Consider the following 25,742-nt stretch of genomic DNA (forward strand, 5'->3'; position numbering starts at 1 on the left):
GGCGCTTTTTTTGTTTTTACATTTTGTTGTGGCTTTTCATAAACCAGCGGTCTATGTAAGGACGACCAATTCCTACCATCCCAACAAAAACTAGCATTGTGCCCAATTGCAAACGCAAATGAGTTAAATCGAGCTGACCATAACTTAAATAATTATCTACTAGGCAATATAGGGTAATCACAATTAACCAATGCCATAAAGGAAGCCGTTTAATACCGACTGCAATAAAAGTAATTGTTAAAATAACAAAGGTGCCCAATGTCGATTGCCAATTTAGATTTGCACAAATCACACTCAATAAAAAAGCGACAATAGGAAATACGATTTTTAATATACGGTCTACCTGAAGCTGATTTTGTTTTTGCTTGTCTAAGACGTCAAACAATTCTTTTTGATCAGGTTGTTGCATACATGGCCCTATTAATCAGTGATGACAAGTGATTGCATAAAATTTCAGGTAAAAACGCAATGTTATGATAGCATGATCAACAGTATTTTCAGTGATGGATGGCACTATGCAGGGCATCAGCGGCATTATCTATATTATTTTAGTGGCATGTTTGCTGCCATACGCATTTACCGTAATTGCAAAATTTACAGGTGGTTTTCAGCCCGTCGATAATCAAAACCCAAGAGCTTTTTTGGCTAAAACAACAGGTCTTGCTGCTCGCGCTAATGCCGTACAACAAAATAGCTTTGAAAGCCTACCTTTATTCTTAACTGCTATTTTAATGGCTGAATATATGGTTGTTCCGGAATATTTTATTCTGAGATTAGGTTGGGCATATATTATTTTAAGAGTTATTTATGGTATTTGCTATTTAAGTAATTGGGCAACTTTGCGCTCGATTGTTTGGTTCTTATCTATATTGTGTCCAATCTTATTACTTGTGGTCACGATTAAACTGACTTGAGTGTCATTCTGTCATCATTCATATCAACTTTCGCGTGTGCCCATTGTATAATCGGCATCATTTTGATGATATCCACGCTATAATCGAGTGGATTTTACATCTGACTTCATAACGAAAGAGTATTGATATGAGTTACAGCAATATCCCAGCAGGTAAAGATGCGCCAAATGACATCTATGTCATTATTGAAATTCCTGCAAATGCAGCACCAATTAAATATGAAATCGATAAAGATTCTGATGCATTGTTCGTAGACCGTTTCATGGGTACAGCAATGTTCTATCCAGCGAACTATGGTTATGTTCCAAATACTTTGTCTGAAGATGGCGACCCATTAGACGTACTTGTTGTAACTCCTCATCCTGTTGCTGCTGGTTCAGTCATTCGTTGCCGTCCAGTGGGCAAATTAAATATGGAAGATGACGGTGGTATTGATGCGAAATTAATCGCTGTTCCACACGAAAAATTATCTCCACTTTATAAAGACGTGAAGGAATATACAGATCTTCCTCCGTTATTGATTAGCCAAGTTGAGCATTTCTTCAGTCACTATAAAGATTTAGAACCAGGTAAGTGGGTAAAAATCAGTGGTTGGGAAGGTGCTGATGTTGCTAAAGCCGAAGTATTAAAAGCAATTGAAGCTGCTAAATAAGCTTTAATTTATAAGCTCAGAATGTCTCAATTGATATTTTGAGCTTAATAAAAAACCTACATCTGTTACCAGACGTAGGTTTTTTTATGCTTGATAGATTTGTGAATTAGAATAATTTCACAGGAATATCAAGGAATAAACGCCATTCATTGGTATCACCAATGTACGCACCTTGGTATGAGTCGCTTGCACGATAATACGAGTTACGGATACGGAGGCTTGCATCTTTAGCGAAACCACTTTGAACTGTGTATTTCACTTGGTTAAAGAACTCACGTTCTTGAGCATCATCAGTTACATTTTTAACTTTGATGTCCCAACCATATACAAATGCAGTTGTCCAGTTTAGACCAGGTAATACACCTAATTTACCAAAATCGAGACTGTACTGGATTTGTGCAGATTTTTCATCATTACCGATGAAGTCAGACATGTAAGAGTTTGGCAAATAGATACTTTGGAAGCCGTCAGCATTTTGACCATAGTCATAACCAACATTACCGCTGTTTTGTTGGTAAGCAACCATGATGTTATGTGGGCCCGTATTATAAGCCGTAGAGATAGCCCAAATGTTATTTTGACGATTAGATAGATCATCAGTAGTTTGAGAATAAGTAAAAGCACCTTCATCAAACTTAGTATGATAACCGCTGAAATCATATGTTAATGAACTGTCATTCGCCAATGGCTGTTTAAAGTTCACATTTACATAATGGCGATCAAGCTTATTCTTGCTGTCTAAACCATAGTAAGATGCATTTAAATTATCATCAAACTTGTATTTAGCACCCCACACAATTGCACGATCAAGACCCTTACCATTTACGTCAGCATCGGTATTGATTTGATCAGACATTTGGTTTTTAGTAAATTTACCAGCAACAACTTCAAGATTCTTGATTTCATGGCTAGTTAATAAAGTACCTGTAAAATATTCAGGAACCATACGTCCAGTATTACTTGCAAGAACAGGTAGGTCGAGTACTTGAGTACCGTAACGTACTGTTGTATTCGAGAAACGTGCTTTAACGCTACCACCACCACGAGCCCAGTGATCATAAGCGGAGCCATCATTATGTAATGGGATCATTTGGTTACCGGCATTTTTATTTTCACCGATCTTAAATGAACCATCACCCACAGCGCCAACACCGAAACCAATAATACCAGGGGTAAAGCCAGAATCAATACTTACAATTGCTGATTGAGCAAATGAGCTAGTATCTTTTGCGCCCTGTTTTTTGTCACGGTTGATGTAACCTGTACGGAAGAGAATAGAACCGTTCGCATCTTCAACAAATCCTTTTGCCTCACTTTGCTCGCTTGCCTGAGCTGAGGAAATTATTGCCGCAGAAATGAGAACTGCTAATGTAAGTTTTTGTGCTTTTAGCATATTTAAAGAACCTCATAAAAACGATAAATCCTGTGCCTTGTTATTGTTCAGGGCCTAGGATTTCCATCAATTGTATAAGTAATCTGTAAAAAAGATATATTTTTGTTCATTTTATTTTATATATGCTATGCAGGATTTGATTAATGTGGTAGGGGTTGTTTAATAAATTTATAATTCGTCTTTTATACTTAATCTATTGTTTAAAATAAAAAAAGTAATTTAATTTTTAGTGGATTTTTACCATTTATTTTGTATTTAAAGTTCAAAAAATAGTTGATTCTTGTGTTCATTTTTTACTCTTTTTTGTTGGATATGTTTACTTTTTAATCTTATTTTAAGTTTCTTTTTTCATCACTTTTATTTTTATACCCTTTAAATTGTTACTATATAACGTTATTTTAAAAATGGAATGTACAAAAATAGATCACTACTGGCGGATAACAAAATATGTTTAGATTGATCAAATTTAGTGCAATAAATTGCTTGTATTTTGTGCACTACTCTTTTTATCCATATTATTGCTTAAAAAAGACCCAAAATAGTACATCTACTTTAAACAAGTAATAAATAAACAAATCCAATGAGTAGAAATGCGCAATCACAGATCATTACAAGCATTGTCTTCCAGAAATTTACATACTTTTTATATCTCGCCTCTAAGATTAAATAGAAAATTTATGTGCAACAAATGAATACTTCACGCCTCGCTCATTAATTTCCGATAAGGGGTTCTCGTATGTTTAGTATTTTTTATCGCATAAGAATTTTATTTTATCACTATGTTTTTTATAGATATATTTTTATAAAAATTACACAGCAATTTTATAATAAAGTGAGTTTGATCTCAAAATTAATGAAGAGCACTGATAGCAAATTTGTACTTGGCACAGCAATTGCTAAAGCTCAAGTAACACAATTTGTTTAATTCCTATAAATCGTGCGTTCATTGTGGGGGAGATCAAAATGATGAAATTTGCACTTAAGGCAGTAACTCTTGGTATCTTTGCAGCAGGGTCAACTATGGCTATGGCTGAAGATGCTCCATCTTTTTATGGAATCACGGCAACAGGTAGTGTGGCAGCGACTACAGACTACCGTTTCCGTGGTGTTACCCAATCGTCAAATAACCCAGCTATTCAAGGTGGGTTCACTTTTTCTCATAAGTCAGGTGCTTATGTTGCGCTTTGGGGGTCAAGCGTAGACTTTAATACACCTGGCGTTTCAACTGAAACCGATATCTCTTTAGGTTATACAAATACGTTAAAATTGTCTGATACGCTTGCACCAACTTATGATGTGGGTGTAATTCATTATGGATACATTGGTTCTGACTCAAAATTTACTAACCCATACAATGGTGATACTGGCTTCGACTTCACCGAATTTTACGGAAAATTAACGTTTGCAGACTCTTTATTTAAAGGTGATGCACTTAGTGTGGGCGTAAGCTATTCAGATGATTACTGGGGCCACTCTGATGAGTTCTGGTATTTCAACGTCGGTTATTCAGCACCAATTGCAGACACAGGATTTACTGGACTTGCTTCAGTTGGTTATAACAAACTCAAAAACAAAGACTCTTTACTTGTAGTTGCGGGTGGGCCAGGTGAAGACGATAGCTATATCGATTATAAAGTTGGTGTGAATTATAACATCTTGGGTATTGTTGCTGAGCTAGATGTTGTTGGTACAGACATTAGTACTTCTGGTATGACTGATGCTGGTAAGAAACCTTATGACACGGGCTTGGTGTTTAGTTTAACTAAAACATTCTAAGTTTGAGTTTTAAAAAAGCGGGTGAGTAACCCGCTTTTTTATTAGTTTTCTATTTCAGAAAGTAGCTGTTTTAACTGGTTAAGCTCAATATCCGTAGCTTTAGATAATGGCTTGCGTGGTAAGCCCGCAGAGACACCTTTTAGTTGTAAACCAGCTTTAATCGTTTTAGGTAAACCACCATTTACAATAAAGCGTAGTAGAGGAAGTTGCTGATAAAATGAATTCTGGGCCTGTTCCAATTCACCATTTTTCACATGTTCAATAAGCTGTTGAGGTCGCTGACCTAACAGGTTCGGTGCTGCTGTACACCAACCGCTTGCTCCCGCACATAAAGCTTCTAAAGCTAGAGGGTTACACCCGTTATAAAAAGGGAGTTCTCCTTTTGATAGCTCATAAATTTTATGCATGCGCTGAATATCACCGCTACTTTCTTTCACCATCGTAATATTTGCACTGCTATTAAACATACGCACAATTAACTCTGGAGACATATCAACACCGCTAGTCGCGGGGTTGTTATAAATCATAATTGGTAGTGTGGTTTCTTGGGCAATTGATTGATAATATTCAAAAATCTCTTGGTCTGTTAGCTTCCAATAAGATATAGGAATCACCATGAGTGCATCTGCACCGTAGCTTTGAGCGATTTGGGCTTTTTTAATGGCTTGATCAGTCGTGAGTTCTGAAATTCCAATAATGACAGGCACGCGTTTATTAATACTTTCAATTGAAGTTTGCGCGACTAAGCACCATTCATCCCATTCAAGATAAGCGCTTTCACCTGTACTGCCTAAAGGCGCAATCGCATCGCAGCCGTTTTCAATAAGCAAATCCAGCATCTGTTTTAAAACAGGAAGATTAATGGTGTTGTCATCAGAAAATGGGGTAACAGGGTAGCCAATAATGCCGTTTAGTTTCATGGTGGAAATCTCTTTTTAAATACAGCCAGAATGTTTTTTCAAAGCTTTACGTGCGTAGTAGGTAAAGTTCACTTTGTTGCGTTTATCGGTAGACACCCAATCATGAGCTTCTGTTGCTAAAGCATGGGGGATGGGCTGGATTTGTCCGGCAGACATGGCTAGCAGTTGCAGTTGAGCTGCTCGTTCAATTAAAAGAGCCAAGTTGCAGGCTTCTTCAATGGTTTTTCCTGTAACCAGTTGACCATGATGAGACAACAAAACAGCGCGGTTTTTACCCAGCGCAGAAGAAATCAAAATACCTTCTTCATTACCTACAGGGACACCTGGCCAATGACCTACAAATGAGCAGTCTTCGTAAAGTGCGCAAACGTCCATTTGGGAAACCATAAGTGGAACCTGTAGCATCGATAGAGCCGCTACATGAGTCGGATGCGTATGGATAATGCAATTCACCTCTGGGTGTTCTCTATAAATCCATGTGTGAAAACGATTGGCTGGGTTTGCCATTCCTTCTTGATTGATGGGTTCTAAATCTTGATTCACCTCAAGTAAATTTGAGGCAGTAATTTCATCAAAACCTAAACCAAAACGTTGGGTAATAAAGGACTCTTTATTTTCACTACGGCAGGTAATTTGGCCTGCTAAACCAGCATCATGGCCATGGTCAAATAAAATACGGCAAGTGAGTGCAAGCTTTTGACGATCAGTTAAATCTGAGTCGCTAATCCACTTTTGCATGTCTTGCTGTGCGTGTTGCATCAGGTCTTGTTTGTTTACAGAAGCAGTCTTCATCTCTTCTCCAGTCCAGTTGACCAAATTAAGTAGGTGAAGGCAGAATAGAAAACAACTGGGTTAATAAATACATCCAGTTTATATAAGTTGTATGGTCCAGATGGAGCAAATATGCTAAGACCTTGGCAAGTAAATTTTCGTATCGATGAAAGAGAAGAAAAAACGGTTTTTCTAAAACTGACTAACTTGATTAGTCAGGAAATTTTATGTGGCCGTTTAGTGCAGGGGACGATGCTGCCGGGGTCTCGTAGCTTGTCAAAAGAACTAGGAATTAATCGAAAAACCGTACAAGCAGTCTATGAAGAGTTAGAGGCACAAGGATGGCTTGTGACCCGTCCCCGAAAAGGCACATTTGTGGCGGATGTTTTGCCGGAAAAACAGCTTCAAATAGAGCCAGTATCTGAGCGAACAGTTAATGATAAACCAATCACTCAAGAAGTGATTCAACGCCCACATAACGATGGTGTGCCAGATCCGAGGCTTATTCCCTACGAACTATTTTCGCGGGCATACCGGCATGCACTGATTAAAATTACGCAAAACCAGTACATGGGATATGGTGACCCACGAGGGATGGTTGAGCTAAGACAGGCTTTACAACAAATGTTGTCAATGGAACGTTTTATGAATGTTGCTGAAGATGAGATTTGTATTGTACGTGGTAGCCAGATGGGAATTTTTCTTGCCTCTCGAGCATTACCCAATCGGCAGGGCGTTATCGTTATTGAGGAATTGTATTATCCATCTGCTTTTAAAGCATTTCAATCAAATGGCTTTCAAGTGGTTTCTGTCAAATTAGATGAACAAGGTATCGTCATTGACGACCTAAAACGGATTTTACAAGAACATTCGGTTGCTGCTATTTATACAACTCCACATCATCAATATCCTACAACTGTCACCATGACCATGTCTCGCCGTCTTCAACTCTTAGAGCTTTCAAAAAAATGGGGGTTTCACATTATTGAAGATGATTATGACCACGAATTCCACTATGACAGCCGGCCTATGCCACCCTTAGCAAGTTTGCCTCATTCTGAGTTGGTCATTCATGTAGGTTCATTGTCTAAGGTCTTTGCACCCGGTGTCCGATTGGGATATATGGTAGCGTCCCCAACAATCATTCAATCCATTACTGAAGATATTTTATTGATTGATCGGCAAGGCAATAACATTACGGAACTTGCTTTAGCAGATTTAATGCAGCGAGGGGAGATCAAGCGACATATCCGTAAAATGAAAAAAATATATCAACTACGCCGAGACCATGCATTAACTGAGTTCAATCGAATTTTTGCAGAGAGTGTTCAGATACAGCCACCCGCAGGTGGAATGGCTTTGTGGGTGAAATTCCAGAAACCATTTACTCAAGATCAGCTTATGAAATTAAAAGAACTCAACATTGATACAGAGCAGAAGTTTAAACAGGGGGAGCCTTCTAACCATTGTGTTCGTTTTGGCTTTGCTGCTTTATCAGAAAAGGAAATCACTGCTTTAATCGAGAAGCTAAATGAGATTCTTAATAAAAGAACAGTGAACTCATAATCCGCTCTTTTATTTTAAGAAAGTTCACTCTAATTCATTTCTACATTTTTGAATCTCTGAGACAAAGGTAAGCAGAAAGGGAGTAATTTGTGACTTATATTTTTCGGTTTGTAGCATCTCGCTAATTTGTTCAGGAGATTTGCCGATGAGAGAAATCCTTAAAAATAAATCTTCAAAGAAATTGCTACTAACAGTCGACAATACTCTTCTTAAAGAAACTAGCATGTCGTCGCCGCGGCTAGATGCATGAACCAGGACAATAGGTATATCTATAATTTCGGTACGGGAAACCATCCAATCAATTGCATTCTTGAGACCACCTGGAATACAACGGATATATTCTGGACTTGAGATGATAATGCCATCTGCATCAGAAACAGATTTGATGAAATCTTCCACTACAGTAGGCGTTTTTTCTCCTTCATTATCTGGAGAAAAGACAGGCAGATTATTAATATGATCAAAAACTGTCAATTCAATGTCGGACGGTGCTATATCCTTCATTGCTCTTAATAGAGCAGTATTTGTAGATTCTTTTCTTGCACTACCTGAGATAGCCAAAATTTTCATAGCATCCTCTTTACTTGTATTAATACATAGGGAGTAATAAATTCTCTTATTAATAACTTCTATAAATATTAAAAAAGCGGACTCATCATCCGCTGTTTTTATTTTAAGAATGATTGCCTCGATAAGAGAGCGCTTCTGTAAGATGAGGACTTTGGATCATCTCACTTTGCGCCAAATCGGCAATGGTACGAGCAACCCGTAAAACACGATGATAAGCACGAGCCGACAGATTCAAACGTTGTTGAGCCATTTCAATCATTCGTTGAGAAGTACTATCAAGTACAGCATATTGCTCAAGTTGTTTCGGTGAAAGTGCTTGATTTAAACAATCTTGTCTTTGCATTTGTTGTTTATAAGCATAAATCACACGCTGTCTTACAGCCGTAGAGTCTTCAGCAGGCGTTGGATCTTGCAGTTCTTGAGCTTTTAAAGGCGGTACATCAATATGTAAATCGATACGGTCAAGTAATGGTCCTGATATACGGTTTTGATAGCGCTTAATACTCTCTGGCGAACATTGGCAACGGCTGTCTTGATTAAACGCATAACCACATGGACAAGGGTTCATTGCTGCAATGAGCTGAAAGTTTGCAGGATAGGTAATTTGCCGAGCTGCACGTGAAATAATGATTTCTTTTGATTCAAGTGGCTGACGTAAGACTTCTAGAACTTTTCTGTCAAACTCAGGGAGTTCATCTAAAAACAAAACGCCTAAATGAGATAAGGTAATTTCACCCGGTTTAGGATGCGAGCCGCCCCCAACTAGTGCAATGGCTGATGCTGTATGGTGGGGCGCCCGAAATGGACGCTGTCCAAAGGTATGTGGTGTATTTGAAATAGAATAAATACTCGCGACTTCAAGCGTTTCCTGATTAGAAAGCGGTGGCAAAATTGAAGGAAGACGTGAAGCGAGTAAAGTCTTACCTGTACCTGGTGGTCCTTTAAAGAGCAGCGAGTGCCCGCCTGCGGCGGCAATTTCTAGTGCGCGACGTGGACGTAGCTGACCTTTTACATCTGCCAGATCAAATTTATAAGGCATTTGGTTTGAGGTCGTTGCAGGTTCAATCGAAGATAGTGATTTTATGCCCAAGAAATGATCACAAACTTCTTTTAAATGGCTCACTGGATAACATTCAAGATTCGGTAAATGGCTAATATCCTGACTGTTATCGAGAGGTAAAAGCATTTTATGCTTGGCCTGTTGACACGCCATTGCCAAAGTTAAAGTGCCTGACACTGGCCTTACATGACCATCTAAAGCTAATTCACCAATTAATTCAAAATCTTCGGCACAGTTTTCTGGGAGCTGGCCAGATGCAATTAAAATACCTATAGCAATAGGTAAATCTAGACGTGATCCATCTTTGGGCAAATCTGCTGGTGCAAGATTAATGGTCAGCCGTTTTGTTGGAAATTGAAATCCACTATTAATAATGGCTGAGCGAACTCGGTCTTTACTTTCTCTTACCGCCGCCTCTGCTAGGCCGACAATAGTAAGAGAAGGTAAGCCTTGACTCACATGTACCTCGACCTCAATCAAAGGTGCATGTAAACCTAAAAGTCCCCGTGTATAAATTTTAGAAAAAGACATCTTATTGTTCCATTATGGTGCTTCATTTTTAATCGTTGTAAAGTATAAATGCGCTACGTTGGTGCTTATTTTTTATTCTTTAAAGTTTCTTCTAACAAACTTACTTGTTTTTGTAGCCCTTCTAAACGTTGATTGGCTGATTGAAGTGCAGTCTTTTGACGGTCGATCTCTTGTTTGGAAACAAGATCCAACTTTTCGACCGCTTCATTTAATAATGCACGTAAATTTTTTTCCAAATCTTTTTTAGGCTCATCAATTTGTTCCAGAATGGCCTGTAGCAAAGTTTCTAGCATGAAATATCCAAAGTGTTGTATTACCTTATGCTTTACAGTTTAACACTGCTTAAGCGCTGGATATAGGTTTCAATTTTTTTAGTGCAAATAGATCATTAAATCAGCATACAACACTACTGAAAATTCATTTTATTTTTGATAGCTCATCTACATCTTGCTCACTAAATAGGTTATAAAGAAAGTTCATGCAAAAGATTCATTTCCCTCAACCTTTGAAATATTGGCATGAAAATTGAACATAAAACCTTACTGGTGAAAAGAAGCCGAAGGAAACAAACATGAAGCTTGTAACTGCAATTGTAAAACCGTTTAAATTGGATGACGTGCGTGAAGCACTCTCTGACATTGGTGTACAAGGGATTACCGTAACTGAAGTTAAAGGTTTTGGTCGTCAAAAAGGGCATACTGAACTCTACCGTGGCGCGGAGTATGTGGTTGATTTCTTACCTAAAGTAAAAATCGAGATTGCGATTAGTGATGAAATGGTCGACGCAGTAATTGAATCAATTACACGTGTCGCAAGCACTGGAAAAATCGGCGATGGTAAGATTTTTGTGACTAACCTGGAACAAGTAATCCGTATCCGTACGGGTGAAACTGGACCGGATGCTGTCTAAATTGGCACAAAGCTTGCTGAGTAGAAAATAACTCGCAAATGAGGTTGGGGGACACGAATGAAAAAAATGCTTATGGCGCTCAGTCTATCAGGCGCTCTTTTGGGTGGTACTGCCGTTTGGGCAGAAGAAGCTGTAACAACACCAACATCGGAAGTTGCGGCTGCATCAACATCTCCAGCTACTGCAACTACTGCAGAAGCACCAGTTGCTGAAACTCCAGCAGCTCCAGCACCGACACCTACGCTTGATACGGGTGATACCTCTTGGATTTTAGTTTCAACCGCATTGGTTCTATTAATGACCATTCCGGGATTGGCATTATTCTACGGCGGTATGGTACGTAAAAAAAATGTACTCAGTACGATGATGTTCAGCCTTTCAGCTGCAATCTTGGTAAGTTTGCTGTGGGTGATTGCTGGTTATTCAATCGCGTTCTCTGGCACAGGTGCATTTTTTGGTGATTTGTCTAAAGCAATGCTAAACGGGGTAGCGTTTGATGCATTAAGTGGGACAATTCCTGAAAGTCTCTTTGTTATTTTCCAAATGACTTTTGCCATTATTACAGTGGCGATCCTTAGCGGTTCTATTGCAGACCGTATGAAATATTCAGCTTTCATGGTGTTTATTGCAGTTTGGGTGCTCGTTGTTTACGCACCAATTACCCACTGGGTGTGGGCTGCAGATGGCTGGTTATTTAAAGCAGGCGCATTAGATTTTGCTGGTGGTACAGTTGTACATATCAACTCAGGTGTTGCAGGTCTAGTTGCTGCTTACATGCTTGGAAAACGTATTGGCCTTGGCCGCGAATCTATGGCTCCGCATAACCTGACTTTAACTGTAGTGGGTGCAAGCTTACTTTGGGTGGGTTGGTTCGGCTTTAACGGTGGTAGTGCTCTAGGCGCTGGTGCTCGTGCAAGTATGGCAATTTTAGTGACTCAAGTTGCCGCTGCCGCTGCTGCATTCTCTTGGTTAGTTGTTGAACGTATGATCCGTGGTAAAGCATCTGTATTAGGCGGTGCTTCTGGTGCGGTAGCTGGCTTAGTTGTGATTACACCAGCAGCAGGTTTTGTTGGGGTAGGCGGTGCTTTAGTCATGGGCCTTATTGGTGGCGTAGTGTGCTTCTGGGGTATTACAGCACTTAAACGCTTACTTAAAGCCGATGATGCTTTGGATGCGTTTGGTTTGCATGCGGTAGGTGGTATTGTCGGTGCGATTTTAACAGGCGTATTCTACAGTGACGAAATTATTAAAGCAGCGAACGTTGCATTAGCTCCAACATTCGCTGGCCAATTATGGGTACAAGTTGAAGGCGTATTGGCAACCATGGTTTACAGTGGTATCGCGACTTTCATTATTCTTAAAGTGATTGATCTTGTGATTGGTATTCGTGTTAATGCTGATGATGAACGTATGGGGCTGGATTTAAGCCAACATGGCGAACGTATCGAATAATTCGTAATATATTCCAATCAAAAAACAGTCTTCGGACTGTTTTTTTGTCTTATAGAATGCTGGTTCTGTAAGTGTAGAAATTTTGCTACACTAGGTCAAAGTAATCGACCCTATAAATCCGCTATGCATTGTCCATTTTGCAACGCCGCAGATAGTAAAGTCATCGATTCACGTTTAGCCGCCGAAGGCTGTCAGATTCGTCGACGTCGTGAGTGTGTAAGTTGCGGTGAACGTTTTACCACTTTTGAAAGCTATGAAGTGGTAATGCCTCGTGTGATCAAATCGAATGGAAAAAATGAACCTTTCGATGAGGCCAAATTACGCCGTTCGTTAATGCATGCTTTGCAAAAACGTCCGGTCACACAAGAGCAGATAGAAACAGTTTTAAGTGATATTCAGTTGCAGATTCGCCGTTTAGGTGAGCGTGATGTGAAATCTAGAACAATTGGCGAAATCGTCATGCAATCTTTATTTGCCCTTGACCATGTTGCTTACGTCCGATTTGCTTCTGTCTATCAAGATTTTCAGGATGTTGAAGCGTTTCGCCGTCAAATAGAGCAAATGCAGCAACGTGAACACTAATCATTTGAGATTTTTATGTCTGAGTTGAAACAAGATCAGTATTGGATGCAGCAAGCCATTGAACTTGCCAAACGAGGACTATATTCGACCAAGCCTAATCCAAATGTTGGTTGTGTGATTGTCAAAGATGATCAGTTAATTGGCCAAGGTTTTCATCCTAAAGCGGGTCAGCCACACGCAGAGGTTTTTGCCTTACGCGAAGCGGGTGAACATGCACAAGGTGCAACAGCTTACGTTACGCTTGAACCATGTGCACATTATGGCAGAACCCCTCCTTGTGCCGAAGCATTGGTAAAAGCCCAAGTTAAAAAAGTAGTGGTTGCTTGTCCTGATCCAAATCCATTGGTGGCGGGTAAGGGTGTTCAGATTTTGGAAAATGCCGGAATTGAAGTAGAAGTTGGCATTTGTGAAGATTTAGCATCAAAACTTAATCAAGGTTTTTTAAAGGCAATGTCTACAGGCATGCCTTATGTACGTTTAAAGGTAGCCTCAAGTTTAGATGGACGTACTGCAATGGCATCAGGTGAGTCGAAGTGGATTACCGGTTCGGCTGCACGCCAAGATGTACAACATTGGCGTGCCATTTCTGGAGCAGTGATTACAGGTATTGAAACTGTGATTGCAGATGATTGTCAGCTTAACGTGCGTTCACTCAATAATTTTGATATCGAGACAGTTGCTCAGCCAAAACGTGTTGTTTTAGATCGCCAAGGACGTTTACCACTTAACGCTAAGATCTTAGAAAATCCTGAAACTGTGATGGTAATGGGGCCGTATCGTCAAGAACTTGCTGATTTAGGCGTGATACAATTAGAAATTCAGCCTTTAAAAATGCTGTTACAGACCCTATCTAAGCAACATCAAATTTATGATGTGTTGGTTGAAGCTGGCGCAACATTGTCTACTGCCTTTTTGCAAGAAGGTTTGGTGGACGAATTGATCAGTTATATTGCCCCGACCTTATTGGGGAAAAGTGCAAGGGCCATGTTCAATGCAGAATTTGAATATATGGCAGAGCAACTTCGTTTTACACTTCTTGATGTGACACAAATTGATCAAGATATACGCTTAAGGTTAATCCCTACGCAAGAGAAAGTATGAATTCAGAGCCTTCGGTTTATCACAAACGTCGTCATGCAGCCCGTACGACAGACGAATATCTTTTCCATCAGCTTGTGCCGTACTTGGGTAACAAGCGCCGATTGCTCCATCTAATTTTAGAAGCCCTTGAAATTACAGGGACACTGAATAGCAAGAAAAAGAATCCACCGATTTTTGCCGATTTCTTTGCCGGCAGTGGCGTTGTATCTCGTTTAGCACGTCAAAATGGTTACCGAGTCATTGCAAACGACTGGGAACCTTATAGTCATGCTTTAAATCATGCGATTTTAGCCTGTGTAGATGCACCTGCTTTTAAAGAATTAGGTGGCTATCAAAAGGCAATCGATTATTTAAATCGCTTACCTGAAGTTAAAGGTTGGGTAACGCATAACCTTTGCCCACGTAACGATGATGTATACGATCCAACCCGTGACCGTTTATTCTTTAAACGCCGTAACGGTATGCGTATCGATGCAATTCGTCAGCAGATTGCAACATGGCAGGCACAAGGTGCAATTAATGATGTAGAGATGAGTGCTTTGCTTGCGCCATTGCTCTATTCAGCTAGTTTTGTCAGTAACACGAGTGGTGTATTTAAAAGCTTCCACCAAGGGTGGGGCGGACGTACTCAAACTGCGTTAGAACGAATTGAATCATTACTTTGGTTAACACCGAGCCGTTTTTGTGAGATTGGTGATCGCAAACGTCCGGCTGCTGAAATGTGGTGTGTAGATTCACAACATCTAGCAAATCAAATGAGTGGTTTTGAGGTTGATGTTGCCTATCTCGATCCACCATATAACCAGCACGCATATAGTAGTAATTACCATGTTTTAAATGCATTAACTTTATGGGATCAGGTGGATTTACCTTCACCGGATACCAAAGGTTATAAGAGTGGTATTGATAGAGCATGGCGTAAAGAACGCCCAAGTCCATATAACTCTTCTAAACATGCAAAAGATGCGTATGAGAAATTACTTTCAACGATCAATGCACGCTATATTCTGACCAGCTATTCAACTGATGGTAATATCGAGCCGAAAGATTTACTTATGGCCAATCTGGAACGAGGCAAAGTGACCTTGTTAACACAAGATGTTCCGCGTTATCGAGTGAGTAAACAACGACAGTCTGAACGTGCACGGGTGCTTGAGTTTATTGTGATTACTGATACTCATGCTAAGTCAGGACCACCATTACGTCAGTTATTAGGCCAGCTTTACCACTTCGCCGAGCTAGGTGGTGTAGATACCTCAGGCAATAGTACACAGCTCGCACTTTGGTAAGCGCTGCAATTTAAGCAGTGTAAAAAGATTTGGAGATTGAGCCATGTTTACAGGCATCATTGAAAGTTTAGGTAAAGTTGAAAGCCTGCAAAGTGTAGGTGGTGATGTACGTCTACGTATTCAGACAGATCTGGATATGTCTGATGTACATTTGGGTGATTCGATTGCAACCAATGGTATTTGTCTTACAGTGATTGAATGGGGCGATAACTGGTACGCGGCAGATGTTTCTCGTGAAAGTTTAAATCGAACAACATTGGGTAACTGGAAAGTTGGGCAACGTGTCAATGTTGAAAAGGCAATGTTACCGACAACGCGCTTTGGTGGGCACATTGTAAGTGGTCATGTTGATGGCGTAGGTGAAATTACCGTAGTGCGTGAAGATGCTCGATCAATCTATTATGAAGTTACAGCACCGACAGAACTTGCTAAATATTTGGCGGAAAAAGGCTCTGTAACCGTTGATGGAATTAGCTTAACGATTAACCACTTGCGTGGAAATATTTTAAGCTTGAATTTGATTCCGCATACTGCAGAACGTACCAATATTGGAACGTGGCAAGTAGGCAGTAAGGTCAACCTTGAAGTCGACGTGTTGGCGCGTTATATCGAGCGTTTATTGCTAGGTGATAAAGCAGCTGAGCAAAAAACTGAGTCAAATATTAGTATGGCTTTTTTAGCTGAAAATGGTTTTTTAAAATAAAAGCCAAATCGTCAAAATAAAAAAACCGGACATATGTTCCGGTTTTTTTATTTTTAAAAATTAATGCTTGGTGAGAGTAACCGAATGTGTGCCGACCCATGGTTTAGTATGCGGAGTACGTGTAATTGAAAACTCACCTTTTTCCGACGCTCGTGTCAACAAGATTGAAAGCGAATTAAAGTCGTTATGACTCATATAAAGTTCTTGTGCTGAAAATGTCCATTGCTCACCCTGATTAAGCTGCTCAAGTTGCTTTGAAATCTGATGCGGAATGTCCATTTCTTACCCTCATTAATTATCTTAAAATCACTACTTTCTATTCTCATAATCAATTGATCTACAAGAATAATATTTATGTCTATTTTGTGACATATAGGTGTCAGTTTTATGACAGAAGAAGTTTTAAAAACTTTACTTCTCTATTTTTTCATCAGAAAACTTAGAGTTCTTTAAAATGTATTCAATTTCTTCTTGAGCTGCCGAATGTAGTTTGGCTCGGAAAGCCGTTACAGACTCTTCAATTAAGTTTTCAGCTTCAAGTTCTAAACGAATGCGTAAACTTTCAAGCTCAGATAAGATTTGATCATCGGTGATACTAAGTTTTACGCCAGCAGAGTAATTGACGGCTGGGGTTTCAGGGTTTTTCTGATAACGTGCAGTTTGTTCTGCAACTTCTTGTTCTAAATGACTACGTAATGTCTGTAATGTTTCAGTCTGTTCATTAAACTTGCGAATTTCGTCTGCTTGCAACTCCGCAGCATAAGCAGCTTCTGATGCACGTTTATCAGCAAGTGCTTTTTCTAAAGCGAGTTGACGACGGATACGTGCTTGCTCAATAAGCTCTGCCTTAAGGTCCGCGTAAGCTTGTTCAATTTTTTGCTGTGATTCTAACTGCGCTTTTTCGTCATTTAAAACCCAAAGCTGAATAGGGGTTTGTGGTTCTAATAAGTCACAAATACGTGCCAGATCCTGTTGATAGGCATGACGGACAGCTTCAGGCGCATTTAACCATCTTTTTTTAAAATCTTGCCCGACATTTAATGCCACCATGCTTCTCCTTTGTTCAACAGTATTTACATTTTAGCGCGTTATAATTTAAAGGTCCGCGGTTCTATACCCAAACGGCGATACATTTTAAATTTTTCTCGGCCAATTTGCTTGGCTGTTTCATTATTTTCAACAATTTCTATAATGTGGCTAAAATGATCAACTTGTTCAAGTGCATGATTGTTAAAATTAAATACTAACAAGCCTTGTTCAAGCGGTTGTTTAGCCGAAATACATACAGCAGCTTCAGCTTGGTCAATGCCATGCGCAATGAAACTTGCAGGGTCGAAATCCCATAATCTTTCATCAAGAGTTTGTTGTAGCTGCACATCTGGGCAATACCACCAGATTTTAGGATGCTTCTGTAAAATCTTTCGGCATAAACGGCAAGCACTATCGACTTGCCGTTCTTCACTGGTTTCAAACAGATAAAAACTAACTTTAGCCATTCGTATTTACACGATTCGCTAAAAATTGCATGAGTAATGGTACTGGACGACCTGTTGCACCTTTAGCTGGACCAGATAACCACGCTGTTCCTGCTACATCTAAATGAGCCCAACGGTACTCACGTGTAAAGCGCTCAAGGAAACATGCTGCCGTAATCGCACCGCCGTATGGACCGCCGATGTTTGCAATATCAGCAAATGGTGAATCAAGTAATTCTTGATAATCCTCAATCACTGGCATACGCCATACACGGTCAAATGATTGCTCACCCGCTTGTTGAAGTTCAGCTGCTAAAGCATCATCTGGTGAGAACAAACCACTCAGTACTTTACCTAAAGCGACTACACATGCACCTGTTAATGTTGCGATATCAACCACGACTGCTGGATTGAAGCGTTTGATATAGGTCAATGTGTCGCACAGTACCAAACGACCTTCTGCATCGGTATTTAAAATTTCAACAGTTTGACCGCTCATGGTTGTCACAATATCACCTGGGCGAGTTGCTTTACCTGAAGGCATGTTTTCTGCAGCTGCAATTGCTCCAACGACATGAATAGGGAGTTTCGCTTCACATAGCGCACGAATGGTACCTAGTACAGAGGCTGCACCGCACATATCGAACTTCATTTCATCCATGCCTAGGCCTGGTTTTAAAGAAATACCGCCTGTATCAAAAGTAACGCCTTTACCGACAAGTACAACAGGTGCTTCATCGATTCCAGCTTGGTATTCAAGTGTTACGATACGACCCGGGCGCTCCGATCCTTTGCTGACTGCAAGGAAAGCATACATGCCTAAATCAGCCATTTGCTGTTCATTTAAGACAGTCACTTTGAGTAAATCAGGGAATTCTGCGGCTAAAGCTAATGCTTGTTCTGCCAAATATTCAGGGAAGCAAATGTTACCCGGACGATTTCCAAGGTCACGTGCATACGACTGACCAGACTGTACGGCATGCACTAAAGCCAGTTGTTTTTCATCAAGGCTCGTCGTTGAACTAATTAAATCAACCTGTTGTAACACAAATTCATTTTTTTTCGATTTAAACTCATCATAACCATAAGCTGCTTGAGTTAAGCTTAAAGCGAATAAATAATGGTATTCGACAGGTAACGCAGCAATATCAATCGCGATATGCTTAAATTTATTTTGTGTCGATTTGATAATGGTTTGGGCAAGTTTAGCGAGCTTAACTGCCTGAAGTTCGGCTGTTTTTCCTAAGCCAAGTAATTGGCTATGAGGTTGATTTGAAACCTGACCGAATAAAGGCAGAGTTTCATTGAAGTTGCCTTTGAATTGGGTGGCAGTAAGAACGCTTTCTAGGTTATTGATTTGATATGTGTTGATGTTGCTTTGTAGCTGTTCTGAATCAACTAAAACCCACAAAGATTCATTAGATGTCTGTTCGGGAAAAGTTGTATAAGTTGTAAATTTCATGGCTGCCGTGATTGCCTATAGAAAGTTATGTTGGATTAAAACATTGAAACACTTTCAAGCATAGCGTTGCAATGTGCGGTTTTATATTTTTAACATTCGGGTAAACTAGCACACGTCCCGATTAGCCTTTTGGAAGTATTACTTTGATTATTCGGCGTTATCTCGTCAAGCAAGTTGTCTCTACCTCATTGGTGGTCATTTCTTTACTGACCTTAATCATGATGGGTGGTCGTCTGATCAAATACTTTGGTGTGGCGGCGCAGGGGCGTTTAGATGCCAGTATCTTATTTAGCATCATTGGATATCGTTTACCTGAATTTCTAACACTCATTTTACCATTGGGTTTTTTCATTGGTTTAATGTTGGTGTTTGGTCGTTTATATGTTGACCATGAAATGGCTGTATTAAATGGTAGTGGTGTAAGCCGTCATCAATTAGCACGATTACTCATTCCAATGACGCTTGTTTATATGGTTTTTCAGTCTGTGCTTATGCTCTGGATGACGCCGTGGGGACTACGTGAGTTTGAAAAACTGACAACTACACAAGCTGTCCGGACAGGTTTCGATTTGGTTCGACCAAGAGAGTTTATTTCCTCTGGGCCATATACGATCTATGCAGGTTCATTGTCAGAAGACCGAAAGAATTTGAAGGACATTTTCTTTTATCAGCGCGCTGCTAAAGAAGATAAGCCAGATGTTATGATTTTGGCAAAAGAAGCGACTCGTGTAGAAGTTGCAAATGACACCGCCAATGTCGTTGATCTGGTACAAGGTCGTCGCTATGAAATATTTCCGGGACAACCAAAATATACACAAGCAGAGTTTCAGTCTTATCGTCTACGTTTAGAAAATGACAAAGATGTTAAGTTTGAGAGTGGCGATGTAGAAGCACTATCAACAACAAAACTCTTTTCAAAAACAAATGATCCAGTCATCAGAAGTGAGTTGGGATGGCGTTTATTTGGGCCATTCACCATTGTTATTGCATTAATGCTATCAGTGGCATTGTCTGAGGTGAGCCCACGACAAGGCCGTTATTACCGTCTTATTCCGGCGATTTTTATTTTTTCCAGTCTGATCGTATTAATGATTGCAATCAAGACTCGTATTAGTAAAGAAGAACTCGATATTTGGGCTTATCCTGCCGTGTTAGTTGTGTATGGCGTTGCTGCCGCCTTATTCTCACGTAAGCAGAAGTTAGGACCAAAAATCAAGAAACAGATCAAGCGAGTGAAATTATAATGTTAGCACGTCGAATAGTCGCCAAATATGTGACGAAAACCACTGCGCTTGCGATGTTTGGCACCACAGTTGTTTTGTCCATTCTTCAGGTCTTATTTACATATCTTGGCGAGTTGGGTGAGCTCAAACCAGACTATAACGCATGGCAAGCTCTCGTCTATGTCTTGTGGGGAGCTCCTCGCTATCTCTATGAAATTTTACCTATCTCTGCCTTGATTGGTGCTGTGATTGGACTGGGCTCATTGGCAACGAGTAGTGAACTCATTGTTATGCGTTCAGTGGGTGTTAGCTTATGGCGTATTGTCGGTTGGGTTATGCGCTCAGCTTTACTGCTTATTATTTTGTCGTTTGCTTTAAGTGAATGGGTTATCCCTTACACGAATGAAAAAGCACAAAGTGTTAAAAGCCATCGTTCAGTAGCTGCTTTAGGTGAAGTTAAAGGTTATTGGTCACGTGAAGGGCAGCGATTTATCTATATCGACTATGCTAATTCTCAAGGCAATTTAAGAGACATTCAAGTGGTCGACTTTGACCAGAATTATTACTTGCAATCATTAATTAATGCTCAGCAAGGACAGTTTATTAAAAATGGTCAATGGGCTTTGAAAAAAGCTGAACAAATGGACATTTTGGCGGCAGGCAATGCCATCAAAACTGACCATGAAGAACAATCGCTTGCTTTAGCATTACAGCCTAAATATGTGCATATGGTGACTTTAGATCCTGAAGATTTATCGCCAAGCCAACTGATTAGCTTTATGCGTTATATGGATGAATATAGTCAGGTACCAAAGACGTACCAATTGGCTTTCTGGCAAAAAGTTGCTTCGCCATTTTCACTCATTGCATTAGTTCTAGTGGCGTGTTCTTTTATTTTTGGACCGTTACGCCAACAATCAATGGGTTTCCGTTTGGTGATCGCATTGTTCATTGGTTTGAGTTTCTATTATTTGCAAGATTTCTTGGGCTATGCGAGCTTGGTTTATTCCCCATCTCCAGCATGGTTCGTACTTGTACCTATCTTGCTAATGTTTGGTGCCGGAAGTTATTTGCTTTACCGCGCTCGTTAGAAATAAGTGATATTTATAGTTTTCATCAATCGCGGATATTGGTGAAAGCCATAGGAATAAATAGAGTCTTGGCCGAAAATTCGGTAAGATATTGTGACGAAATTGTAGACAAAAGAGAAATTGATTATGACGGATGCAACTGCTGGCAAGATCCCTCACGTTCTGGTCATTATGGATGGTGTTGGACACCGTGAAGCGATTGAAGATAATGCTTTTCTTGCAGCAAAAACACCAAATTTGGCGGCAATGAAAGCCAAGCATCCGAATAGTCTAATTTCTGGTTCAGGTGAAGATGTTGGATTGCCTGATGGACAAATGGGGAACTCTGAAGTCGGCCATATGAATCTTGGCGCTGGCCGTGTGTTATATCAAGACTTTACCCGTATTACTAAAGATATCCGTACTGGTGACTTTTTCAAACATGAAGTGTTGATCGATGCGGTTGAAAAAGCCAAAGCTGCTGGCGGTGCTGTTCATATTATGGGGCTACTTTCAGAAGGTGGCGTCCATTCACATGAAGATCATATTGTGGCGATGTGTGAGCTTGCATTAAAACGCGGTGCAAAAGTTTACTTACACGCGTTTCTTGATGGTCGTGATACACCTCCACGTAGTGCTCAGCCGTCTTTAGAAAAATTAGATGCATTATTTGCTCAATATCCGGGCCAAGGCCGTATCGCAACCATGATTGGTCGCTACTTTGCAATGGACCGTGACAACCGTTGGGATCGCGTTGAGCAAGCTTATCGCTTGTTGACCGAAGGTGAAGCACTTCGTACTGCGCAAACAGCGGTTGAAGGGTTGGAATTAGCTTATGCAGCCAATGAAAATGATGAGTTTGTAAAAGCGACTCGTATTGGTGATATTGCTAAAGTTCAAGATGGTGATAGCGTTGTATTTATGAATTTCCGTGCTGACCGAGCTCGTGAAATTACTCGCGCATTTGTAGAGAAAGACTTTGCTGGTTTTGAACGTAAAGTTGTACCGAATCTTTCTAAGTTTGTGATGTTAACGCGTTATCAGGCGAGCATTGATGCGCCCGTTGCATATATGCCAGAAGCCCTCAAAAATTCATTGGGTGAGTATCTGTCTTCTTTAGGTAAAACCCAGTTACGTATTGCTGAAACTGAAAAGTATGCGCATGTAACATTCTTCTTTAGTGGTGGCCGTGAAGATGAATATCCAGGTGAAAAACGTATTTTAATTCCATCTCCAAACGTTGCGACATATGACCTTAAGCCAGAAATGAGTGCTTATGAAGTCACTGATGAGTTGGTTAAAGCGATTAATTCGGGTGAATACGACTTATTAGTTGTGAACTATGCAAATGGTGATATGGTCGGTCATACAGGTGTGTTTGATGCTGCGGTTAAAGCAGTTGAAGCGGTTGATACTTGTTTAGGTCGTGTCTATGAGGCAGTTATGGCGAAAAAAGGCCATATGCTCATTACTGCTGACCATGGTAACGTTGAGCAAATGCAAGACTACGAAAGTGGGCAAGTGCATACTCAACATACAACCGAGCTTGTACCGTTTATCTATGTTGGTCCAACACAAGCAACAATTGCAGAAGGTGGTGTGCTTGCAGACGTAGCACCGACAATTCTCAATTTAATGAAGATTCCTGTTCCCGCCGAAATGCAAGGACGTAATCTGATTACACTATCTGCATAAGTTAAAGGTGATTGGATGCTGCAACACATTAAATATAAAAAACTTATTGTAAGTATGTTGCTGTGTTGCAGCCAATTTACCTTTGCAGCGCCAGTTGTAAAAGAAAAAATGTCACCTTTGCATTCGGATTCGGAAGAACCGGAACATAGCTATGCAGAGGTGCCGATCGAGTCGATTCAACAGTTTGTGCAAATCTATGGAATTGTTCGAGATAACTACGTTGATGTGAAATCTGACGATGCCTTGTTTCAACAAGCCATAAAAGGGTTAGTGAGTGGGTTAGATCGTTATTCGCGTTATTTATCGGCAGAAGAATATCGCCAACTGATTCAATACACAGAGGGTGATCTTGCATCAGTTGATTTTGCATTAAGCCCTGAATCACATGCTCATAAATGGATGATTCGTGATCTTAAAACCGGTTCTGATTCCTATAAATTAGGTTTGAGAAATGGTCAGACGATTCTCAAAATTGATAACCAAGATTTAAAAAATTTAAACCAAGATCAGGTGCTTGGACTACTTTACGGTTCTATAGGAAGTACACTTCAAGTACAAGCAGAAGAGCTAAACGGAAACATTAACTTAGTCCGTAATAAAAAAATAGAAACCGATATAGAACCTGTAATGTTACATAATCAGGTGCTCGTACTCAAAATTAGAGTATTCCAACAAGACACTGCTAATGAAATTAAAAGATTAATTGAAGAAAACAGTTCTCCACGTTTAAAGGCTGTTTTAATCGATTTGCGAAACAATCCGGGTGGGTTGTTATCGGCAGCAGTTGAGTCAGCAGATTTATTTTTAAATAACGGAATTATTGTTTCGACCAAAAGCCGTTCGGAAGGTAACCAGCAGTTCCAGGCTTTGCCCGGTAATGAATTTCAGAATATAAAACTGGGTATATTGATTAATCATCGCTCTGCATCGGCGGCAGAAGTTTTTACTGCGGCCATGAAAGAACACCAGCGTGCTTGGGTGATGGGTGAAAAAAGTTATGGAAAAGGTGTAGTGCAAAAGCTATTTCCTTTGCCAAGTGGGGCGGCTCTACAAATGACGGTCTCACACTACTACACGCCAAATGGCAATATGATTGAAGGTCAGGGTATTCAACCTAACCAGACCTATCCATTACCTGCAGAAATGAAAGAAGACGTATATTTAGAGCGCGTTGCAGATTTATTCCTAAAGAGGAAGTAATTTTTATACTTCCTCTCCCATTTCAGTATCTAAGCCAAACTTTTTGAGTCGATAGCGCAAAGAACGGAAAGTCATTCCTAACTTTTTAGCCGCTAAAGTTCGATTCCAATGCGTCATGTTCAGAGCATTCAGTAAAATATCTTTTTCGATATTTTCTAAGTAGCGTTCTAAACCTTCCATTGGAAATTTTGGGTGAGTCTGAACAGCCGGTGTTTGATTTAGTTGTTTCGTTACGATTTGCGGGCTCACGCTACTGCCTCTAAGAGGAGGCGCTAAGTGTGTTAAATCAATGGACTCATCATCACTTAAAGTAATAGCCCGTTCAATCATATTTCTTAATTCACGAACATTACCCGGGAAGTCTTGCTGCAATAAGTAAGTCTCAGCGCTCGCCGTTAATTGCTTGCTTGAAATTCCCCATTCCGTACAAACCTTTTGAATAAAATGATTGGCCAATAGCAAAATATCTCCACCACGGTCACGCAGTGGCGGCAGCATAATATCCATAACATGAATACGGAAAAATAAGTCCTGACGGAATTTACCTTGTTGAACTAATAAATCTAAGTCTTGGTGACTCGCACTGATTACTCGAAAATCAACATCAATTTCCTGATCTGAACCTACAGGGCGAATCTTTTTCTCTTGTACTGCCCGAAGCAATTTAACTTGCATACTTAAAGGCAATTCGGCAATTTCATCTAAAAATAAACTGCCGCCGTGTGCCGATAAAATCAGACCTTGTTTGTCTTGAGTCGCGCCAGTAAAGCTCCCTTTTTTATGCCCGAAAAGTTCACTTTCCATGAGCTCAGTTGGGATTGCTCCACAGTTAATTGCAATAAATGGTCCTTCACTGCGGTTGCTTAATCGGTGAATCAGATTCGCAACAACTTCTTTACCCGTACCAGACTCGCCTGTAACAAATACAGGAGCTTGGGAGCGGGCTATTTTTTTAATAGCTGTCCGTAAGTTTTGTATAGGTGGTGAACGCCCAATTAATAAGTCATTTTCTAATGTTGTTTCACCGAACTCATGCTCTGGTTTTGGCTGGTTAAGCGCCTTTTTTAACAATTGATCTAAATGAATTTGGTTAATCGGTTTGCTGACAAAATCAAAAGCTCCCGCTTTTAGTGCTGCAATTGCAATATCCATATTGCCGTATGCAGTTAAGACTGCAATGGGTGTGTGTGGGTAAGTTTGAGAAACATGTTGAACCAATTCTAAACCACTACCATCAGGTAGATTTAAATCGGTCAAGCACGCATCGTAATGAAACTGAGTAAAGAGCTGTTTGGCCTGTTCAACCCGATAAGCAAGATGTGTCTTAATCCCCATTCGTGCAAGAGTCATTTGCATTAACAGGCACAAATCTTCTTCATCGTCTACAAGCAAAACGAGTGGTTGCTGTTCTGCCATTTCCCCAAAAA

The 25,742-nt window shown here is 40.1% G+C and carries 27 protein-coding genes; 15 read left to right on the forward strand and 12 right to left on the reverse strand.

Annotated features, from left to right (window positions below; translation table 11 throughout):
- Positions 1-16 precede the first annotated feature (16 nt).
- Positions 17-409: a hypothetical protein gene (locus J536_RS13225; RefSeq protein WP_005065679.1), complete on the reverse strand. Its 393-nt coding sequence runs from the start codon at positions 407-409 to the stop codon at positions 17-19.
- 106 nt (positions 410-515) lie between these two features.
- Here J536_RS13225 and J536_RS13230 point away from each other — a divergent pair, with 106 nt between their 5' ends.
- On the forward strand, positions 516-914 hold the full coding sequence (locus J536_RS13230; protein WP_005065682.1) for an MAPEG family protein: 399 nt from the start codon (positions 516-518) through the stop codon (positions 912-914).
- A 127-nt stretch (positions 915-1,041) separates the two neighbouring features.
- Complete coding sequence (ppa, locus tag J536_RS13235) at positions 1,042-1,566, forward strand: inorganic diphosphatase (protein ID WP_002121243.1); 525 nt, start codon at positions 1,042-1,044, stop codon at positions 1,564-1,566.
- Positions 1,567-1,672: 106 nt separating this feature from the next.
- Here ppa and J536_RS13240 read toward each other — a convergent pair whose 3' ends face one another.
- On the reverse strand, positions 1,673-2,959 hold the full coding sequence (locus tag J536_RS13240; protein ID WP_002121245.1) for an OprD family outer membrane porin: 1,287 nt from the start codon (positions 2,957-2,959) through the stop codon (positions 1,673-1,675).
- Between the two features lie 736 nt (positions 2,960-3,695).
- Between J536_RS13240 and J536_RS13245 the strand changes: the two genes are divergently transcribed.
- The gene (locus J536_RS13245; protein ID WP_032063099.1) at positions 3,696-3,884 is read left to right on the forward strand and encodes a hypothetical protein; all 189 of its coding nucleotides are present in this window, start codon (positions 3,696-3,698) and stop codon (positions 3,882-3,884) included.
- A gap of 38 nt (positions 3,885-3,922) precedes the next feature.
- Entirely contained in the window at positions 3,923-4,735 is an 813-nt protein-coding gene (locus tag J536_RS13250) for a TorF family putative porin (protein ID WP_017385855.1), read from the forward strand.
- 41 nt (positions 4,736-4,776) lie between these two features.
- Here the strand turns inward: J536_RS13250 and J536_RS13255 are convergent, their stop codons facing one another.
- Both J536_RS13255 and J536_RS13260 read right to left on the reverse strand, forming a co-directional pair.
- Positions 4,777-5,655, reverse strand: coding sequence for a dihydrodipicolinate synthase family protein (locus tag J536_RS13255; RefSeq protein ID WP_032037741.1), 879 nt, complete (start codon positions 5,653-5,655; stop codon positions 4,777-4,779).
- Positions 5,656-5,670: 15 nt separating this feature from the next.
- On the reverse strand, positions 5,671-6,447 hold the full coding sequence (locus J536_RS13260) for an aldolase (RefSeq protein WP_032037740.1): 777 nt from the start codon (positions 6,445-6,447) through the stop codon (positions 5,671-5,673).
- Between the two features lie 111 nt (positions 6,448-6,558).
- On the opposite strand from J536_RS13260, the gene J536_RS13265 reads away from it, so the two are divergent.
- A complete protein-coding gene (locus tag J536_RS13265) occupies positions 6,559-7,992 on the forward strand; it encodes a PLP-dependent aminotransferase family protein (RefSeq protein ID WP_005065689.1) in 1,434 nt (477 codons plus the stop codon).
- A 24-nt stretch (positions 7,993-8,016) separates the two neighbouring features.
- Here J536_RS13265 and J536_RS13270 read toward each other — a convergent pair whose 3' ends face one another.
- The 3 genes from J536_RS13270 to J536_RS13280 all read right to left on the reverse strand — a co-directional run bounded on the left by J536_RS13270 (position 8,017) and on the right by J536_RS13280 (position 10,446).
- A complete protein-coding gene (locus tag J536_RS13270; protein ID WP_005065691.1) occupies positions 8,017-8,562 on the reverse strand; it encodes an NADPH-dependent FMN reductase in 546 nt (181 codons plus the stop codon).
- Between the two features lie 103 nt (positions 8,563-8,665).
- Positions 8,666-10,153: a YifB family Mg chelatase-like AAA ATPase gene (locus J536_RS13275; RefSeq protein ID WP_032063100.1), complete on the reverse strand. Its 1,488-nt coding sequence runs from the start codon at positions 10,151-10,153 to the stop codon at positions 8,666-8,668.
- A 65-nt stretch (positions 10,154-10,218) separates the two neighbouring features.
- Positions 10,219-10,446, reverse strand: coding sequence for an accessory factor UbiK family protein (locus J536_RS13280; RefSeq protein WP_005065695.1), 228 nt, complete (start codon positions 10,444-10,446; stop codon positions 10,219-10,221).
- A 278-nt stretch (positions 10,447-10,724) separates the two neighbouring features.
- On the opposite strand from J536_RS13280, the gene glnK reads away from it, so the two are divergent.
- The 6 genes from glnK (at position 10,725) to J536_RS13310 (ending at position 16,190) form a co-directional block, all read left to right on the forward strand.
- Complete coding sequence (glnK, locus tag J536_RS13285; RefSeq protein WP_000780326.1) at positions 10,725-11,063, forward strand: P-II family nitrogen regulator; 339 nt, start codon at positions 10,725-10,727, stop codon at positions 11,061-11,063.
- A gap of 57 nt (positions 11,064-11,120) precedes the next feature.
- Positions 11,121-12,515 carry an ammonium transporter gene (locus tag J536_RS13290; protein ID WP_032063101.1) on the forward strand — a complete coding sequence of 465 codons (1,395 nt, stop codon included), beginning with the start codon at positions 11,121-11,123 and terminating at the stop codon, positions 12,513-12,515.
- A 123-nt stretch (positions 12,516-12,638) separates the two neighbouring features.
- A complete protein-coding gene (nrdR, locus tag J536_RS13295; protein ID WP_000543541.1) occupies positions 12,639-13,097 on the forward strand; it encodes a transcriptional regulator NrdR in 459 nt (152 codons plus the stop codon).
- A 15-nt stretch (positions 13,098-13,112) separates the two neighbouring features.
- Positions 13,113-14,198 carry a bifunctional diaminohydroxyphosphoribosylaminopyrimidine deaminase/5-amino-6-(5-phosphoribosylamino)uracil reductase RibD gene (ribD, locus tag J536_RS13300; RefSeq protein WP_005065700.1) on the forward strand — a complete coding sequence of 362 codons (1,086 nt, stop codon included), beginning with the start codon at positions 13,113-13,115 and terminating at the stop codon, positions 14,196-14,198.
- Positions 14,195-15,487, forward strand: coding sequence for a DNA adenine methylase (locus tag J536_RS13305; RefSeq protein WP_002121221.1), 1,293 nt, complete (start codon positions 14,195-14,197; stop codon positions 15,485-15,487). The genes ribD and J536_RS13305 overlap by 4 nt, the downstream gene beginning before the upstream one ends.
- A 43-nt stretch (positions 15,488-15,530) precedes the next feature.
- The gene (locus tag J536_RS13310; protein WP_002121149.1) at positions 15,531-16,190 is read left to right on the forward strand and encodes a riboflavin synthase; all 660 of its coding nucleotides are present in this window, start codon (positions 15,531-15,533) and stop codon (positions 16,188-16,190) included.
- 60 nt (positions 16,191-16,250) lie between these two features.
- Here J536_RS13310 and J536_RS13315 read toward each other — a convergent pair whose 3' ends face one another.
- The 4 genes from J536_RS13315 to J536_RS13330 all read right to left on the reverse strand — a co-directional run bounded on the left by J536_RS13315 (position 16,251) and on the right by J536_RS13330 (position 19,127).
- Positions 16,251-16,469 carry a hypothetical protein gene (locus J536_RS13315; protein WP_005065703.1) on the reverse strand — a complete coding sequence of 73 codons (219 nt, stop codon included), beginning with the start codon at positions 16,467-16,469 and terminating at the stop codon, positions 16,251-16,253.
- Positions 16,470-16,601: 132 nt separating this feature from the next.
- Positions 16,602-17,240, reverse strand: a complete 639-nt coding sequence (locus tag J536_RS13320; protein ID WP_002121184.1) for a hypothetical protein — start codon at positions 17,238-17,240, stop codon at positions 16,602-16,604.
- 38 nt (positions 17,241-17,278) lie between these two features.
- On the reverse strand, positions 17,279-17,686 hold the full coding sequence (locus J536_RS13325) for a DNA polymerase III subunit chi (protein ID WP_002121193.1): 408 nt from the start codon (positions 17,684-17,686) through the stop codon (positions 17,279-17,281).
- On the reverse strand, positions 17,679-19,127 hold the full coding sequence (locus tag J536_RS13330; protein WP_005065706.1) for a leucyl aminopeptidase: 1,449 nt from the start codon (positions 19,125-19,127) through the stop codon (positions 17,679-17,681). Before J536_RS13330 ends, J536_RS13325 begins: the two co-directional genes overlap by 8 nt.
- A 143-nt stretch (positions 19,128-19,270) precedes the next feature.
- Here J536_RS13330 and lptF point away from each other — a divergent pair, with 143 nt between their 5' ends.
- The 4 genes from lptF to J536_RS13350 all read left to right on the forward strand — a co-directional run bounded on the left by lptF (position 19,271) and on the right by J536_RS13350 (position 24,315).
- Entirely contained in the window at positions 19,271-20,371 is a 1,101-nt protein-coding gene (lptF, locus tag J536_RS13335) for an LPS export ABC transporter permease LptF (RefSeq protein ID WP_002121169.1), read from the forward strand.
- Positions 20,371-21,441, forward strand: a complete 1,071-nt coding sequence (lptG, locus tag J536_RS13340) for an LPS export ABC transporter permease LptG (protein ID WP_002121203.1) — start codon at positions 20,371-20,373, stop codon at positions 21,439-21,441. Before lptF ends, lptG begins: the two co-directional genes overlap by 1 nt.
- A gap of 126 nt (positions 21,442-21,567) precedes the next feature.
- Positions 21,568-23,115, forward strand: coding sequence for a 2,3-bisphosphoglycerate-independent phosphoglycerate mutase (gpmI, locus tag J536_RS13345; protein WP_005065710.1), 1,548 nt, complete (start codon positions 21,568-21,570; stop codon positions 23,113-23,115).
- Positions 23,116-23,130: 15 nt separating this feature from the next.
- Positions 23,131-24,315, forward strand: a complete 1,185-nt coding sequence (locus J536_RS13350; RefSeq protein ID WP_002121269.1) for a S41 family peptidase — start codon at positions 23,131-23,133, stop codon at positions 24,313-24,315.
- A gap of 3 nt (positions 24,316-24,318) precedes the next feature.
- On the opposite strand, the gene J536_RS13355 is transcribed toward J536_RS13350, so the two are convergent.
- A complete protein-coding gene (locus J536_RS13355; RefSeq protein WP_005065713.1) occupies positions 24,319-25,731 on the reverse strand; it encodes a sigma-54-dependent transcriptional regulator in 1,413 nt (470 codons plus the stop codon).
- Positions 25,732-25,742 lie beyond the last annotated feature (11 nt).

Origin of the sequence: Acinetobacter sp. 809848 (assembly GCF_000581275.1) — a bacterium.
Lineage (GTDB): Bacteria > Pseudomonadota > Gammaproteobacteria > Pseudomonadales > Moraxellaceae > Acinetobacter > Acinetobacter pittii.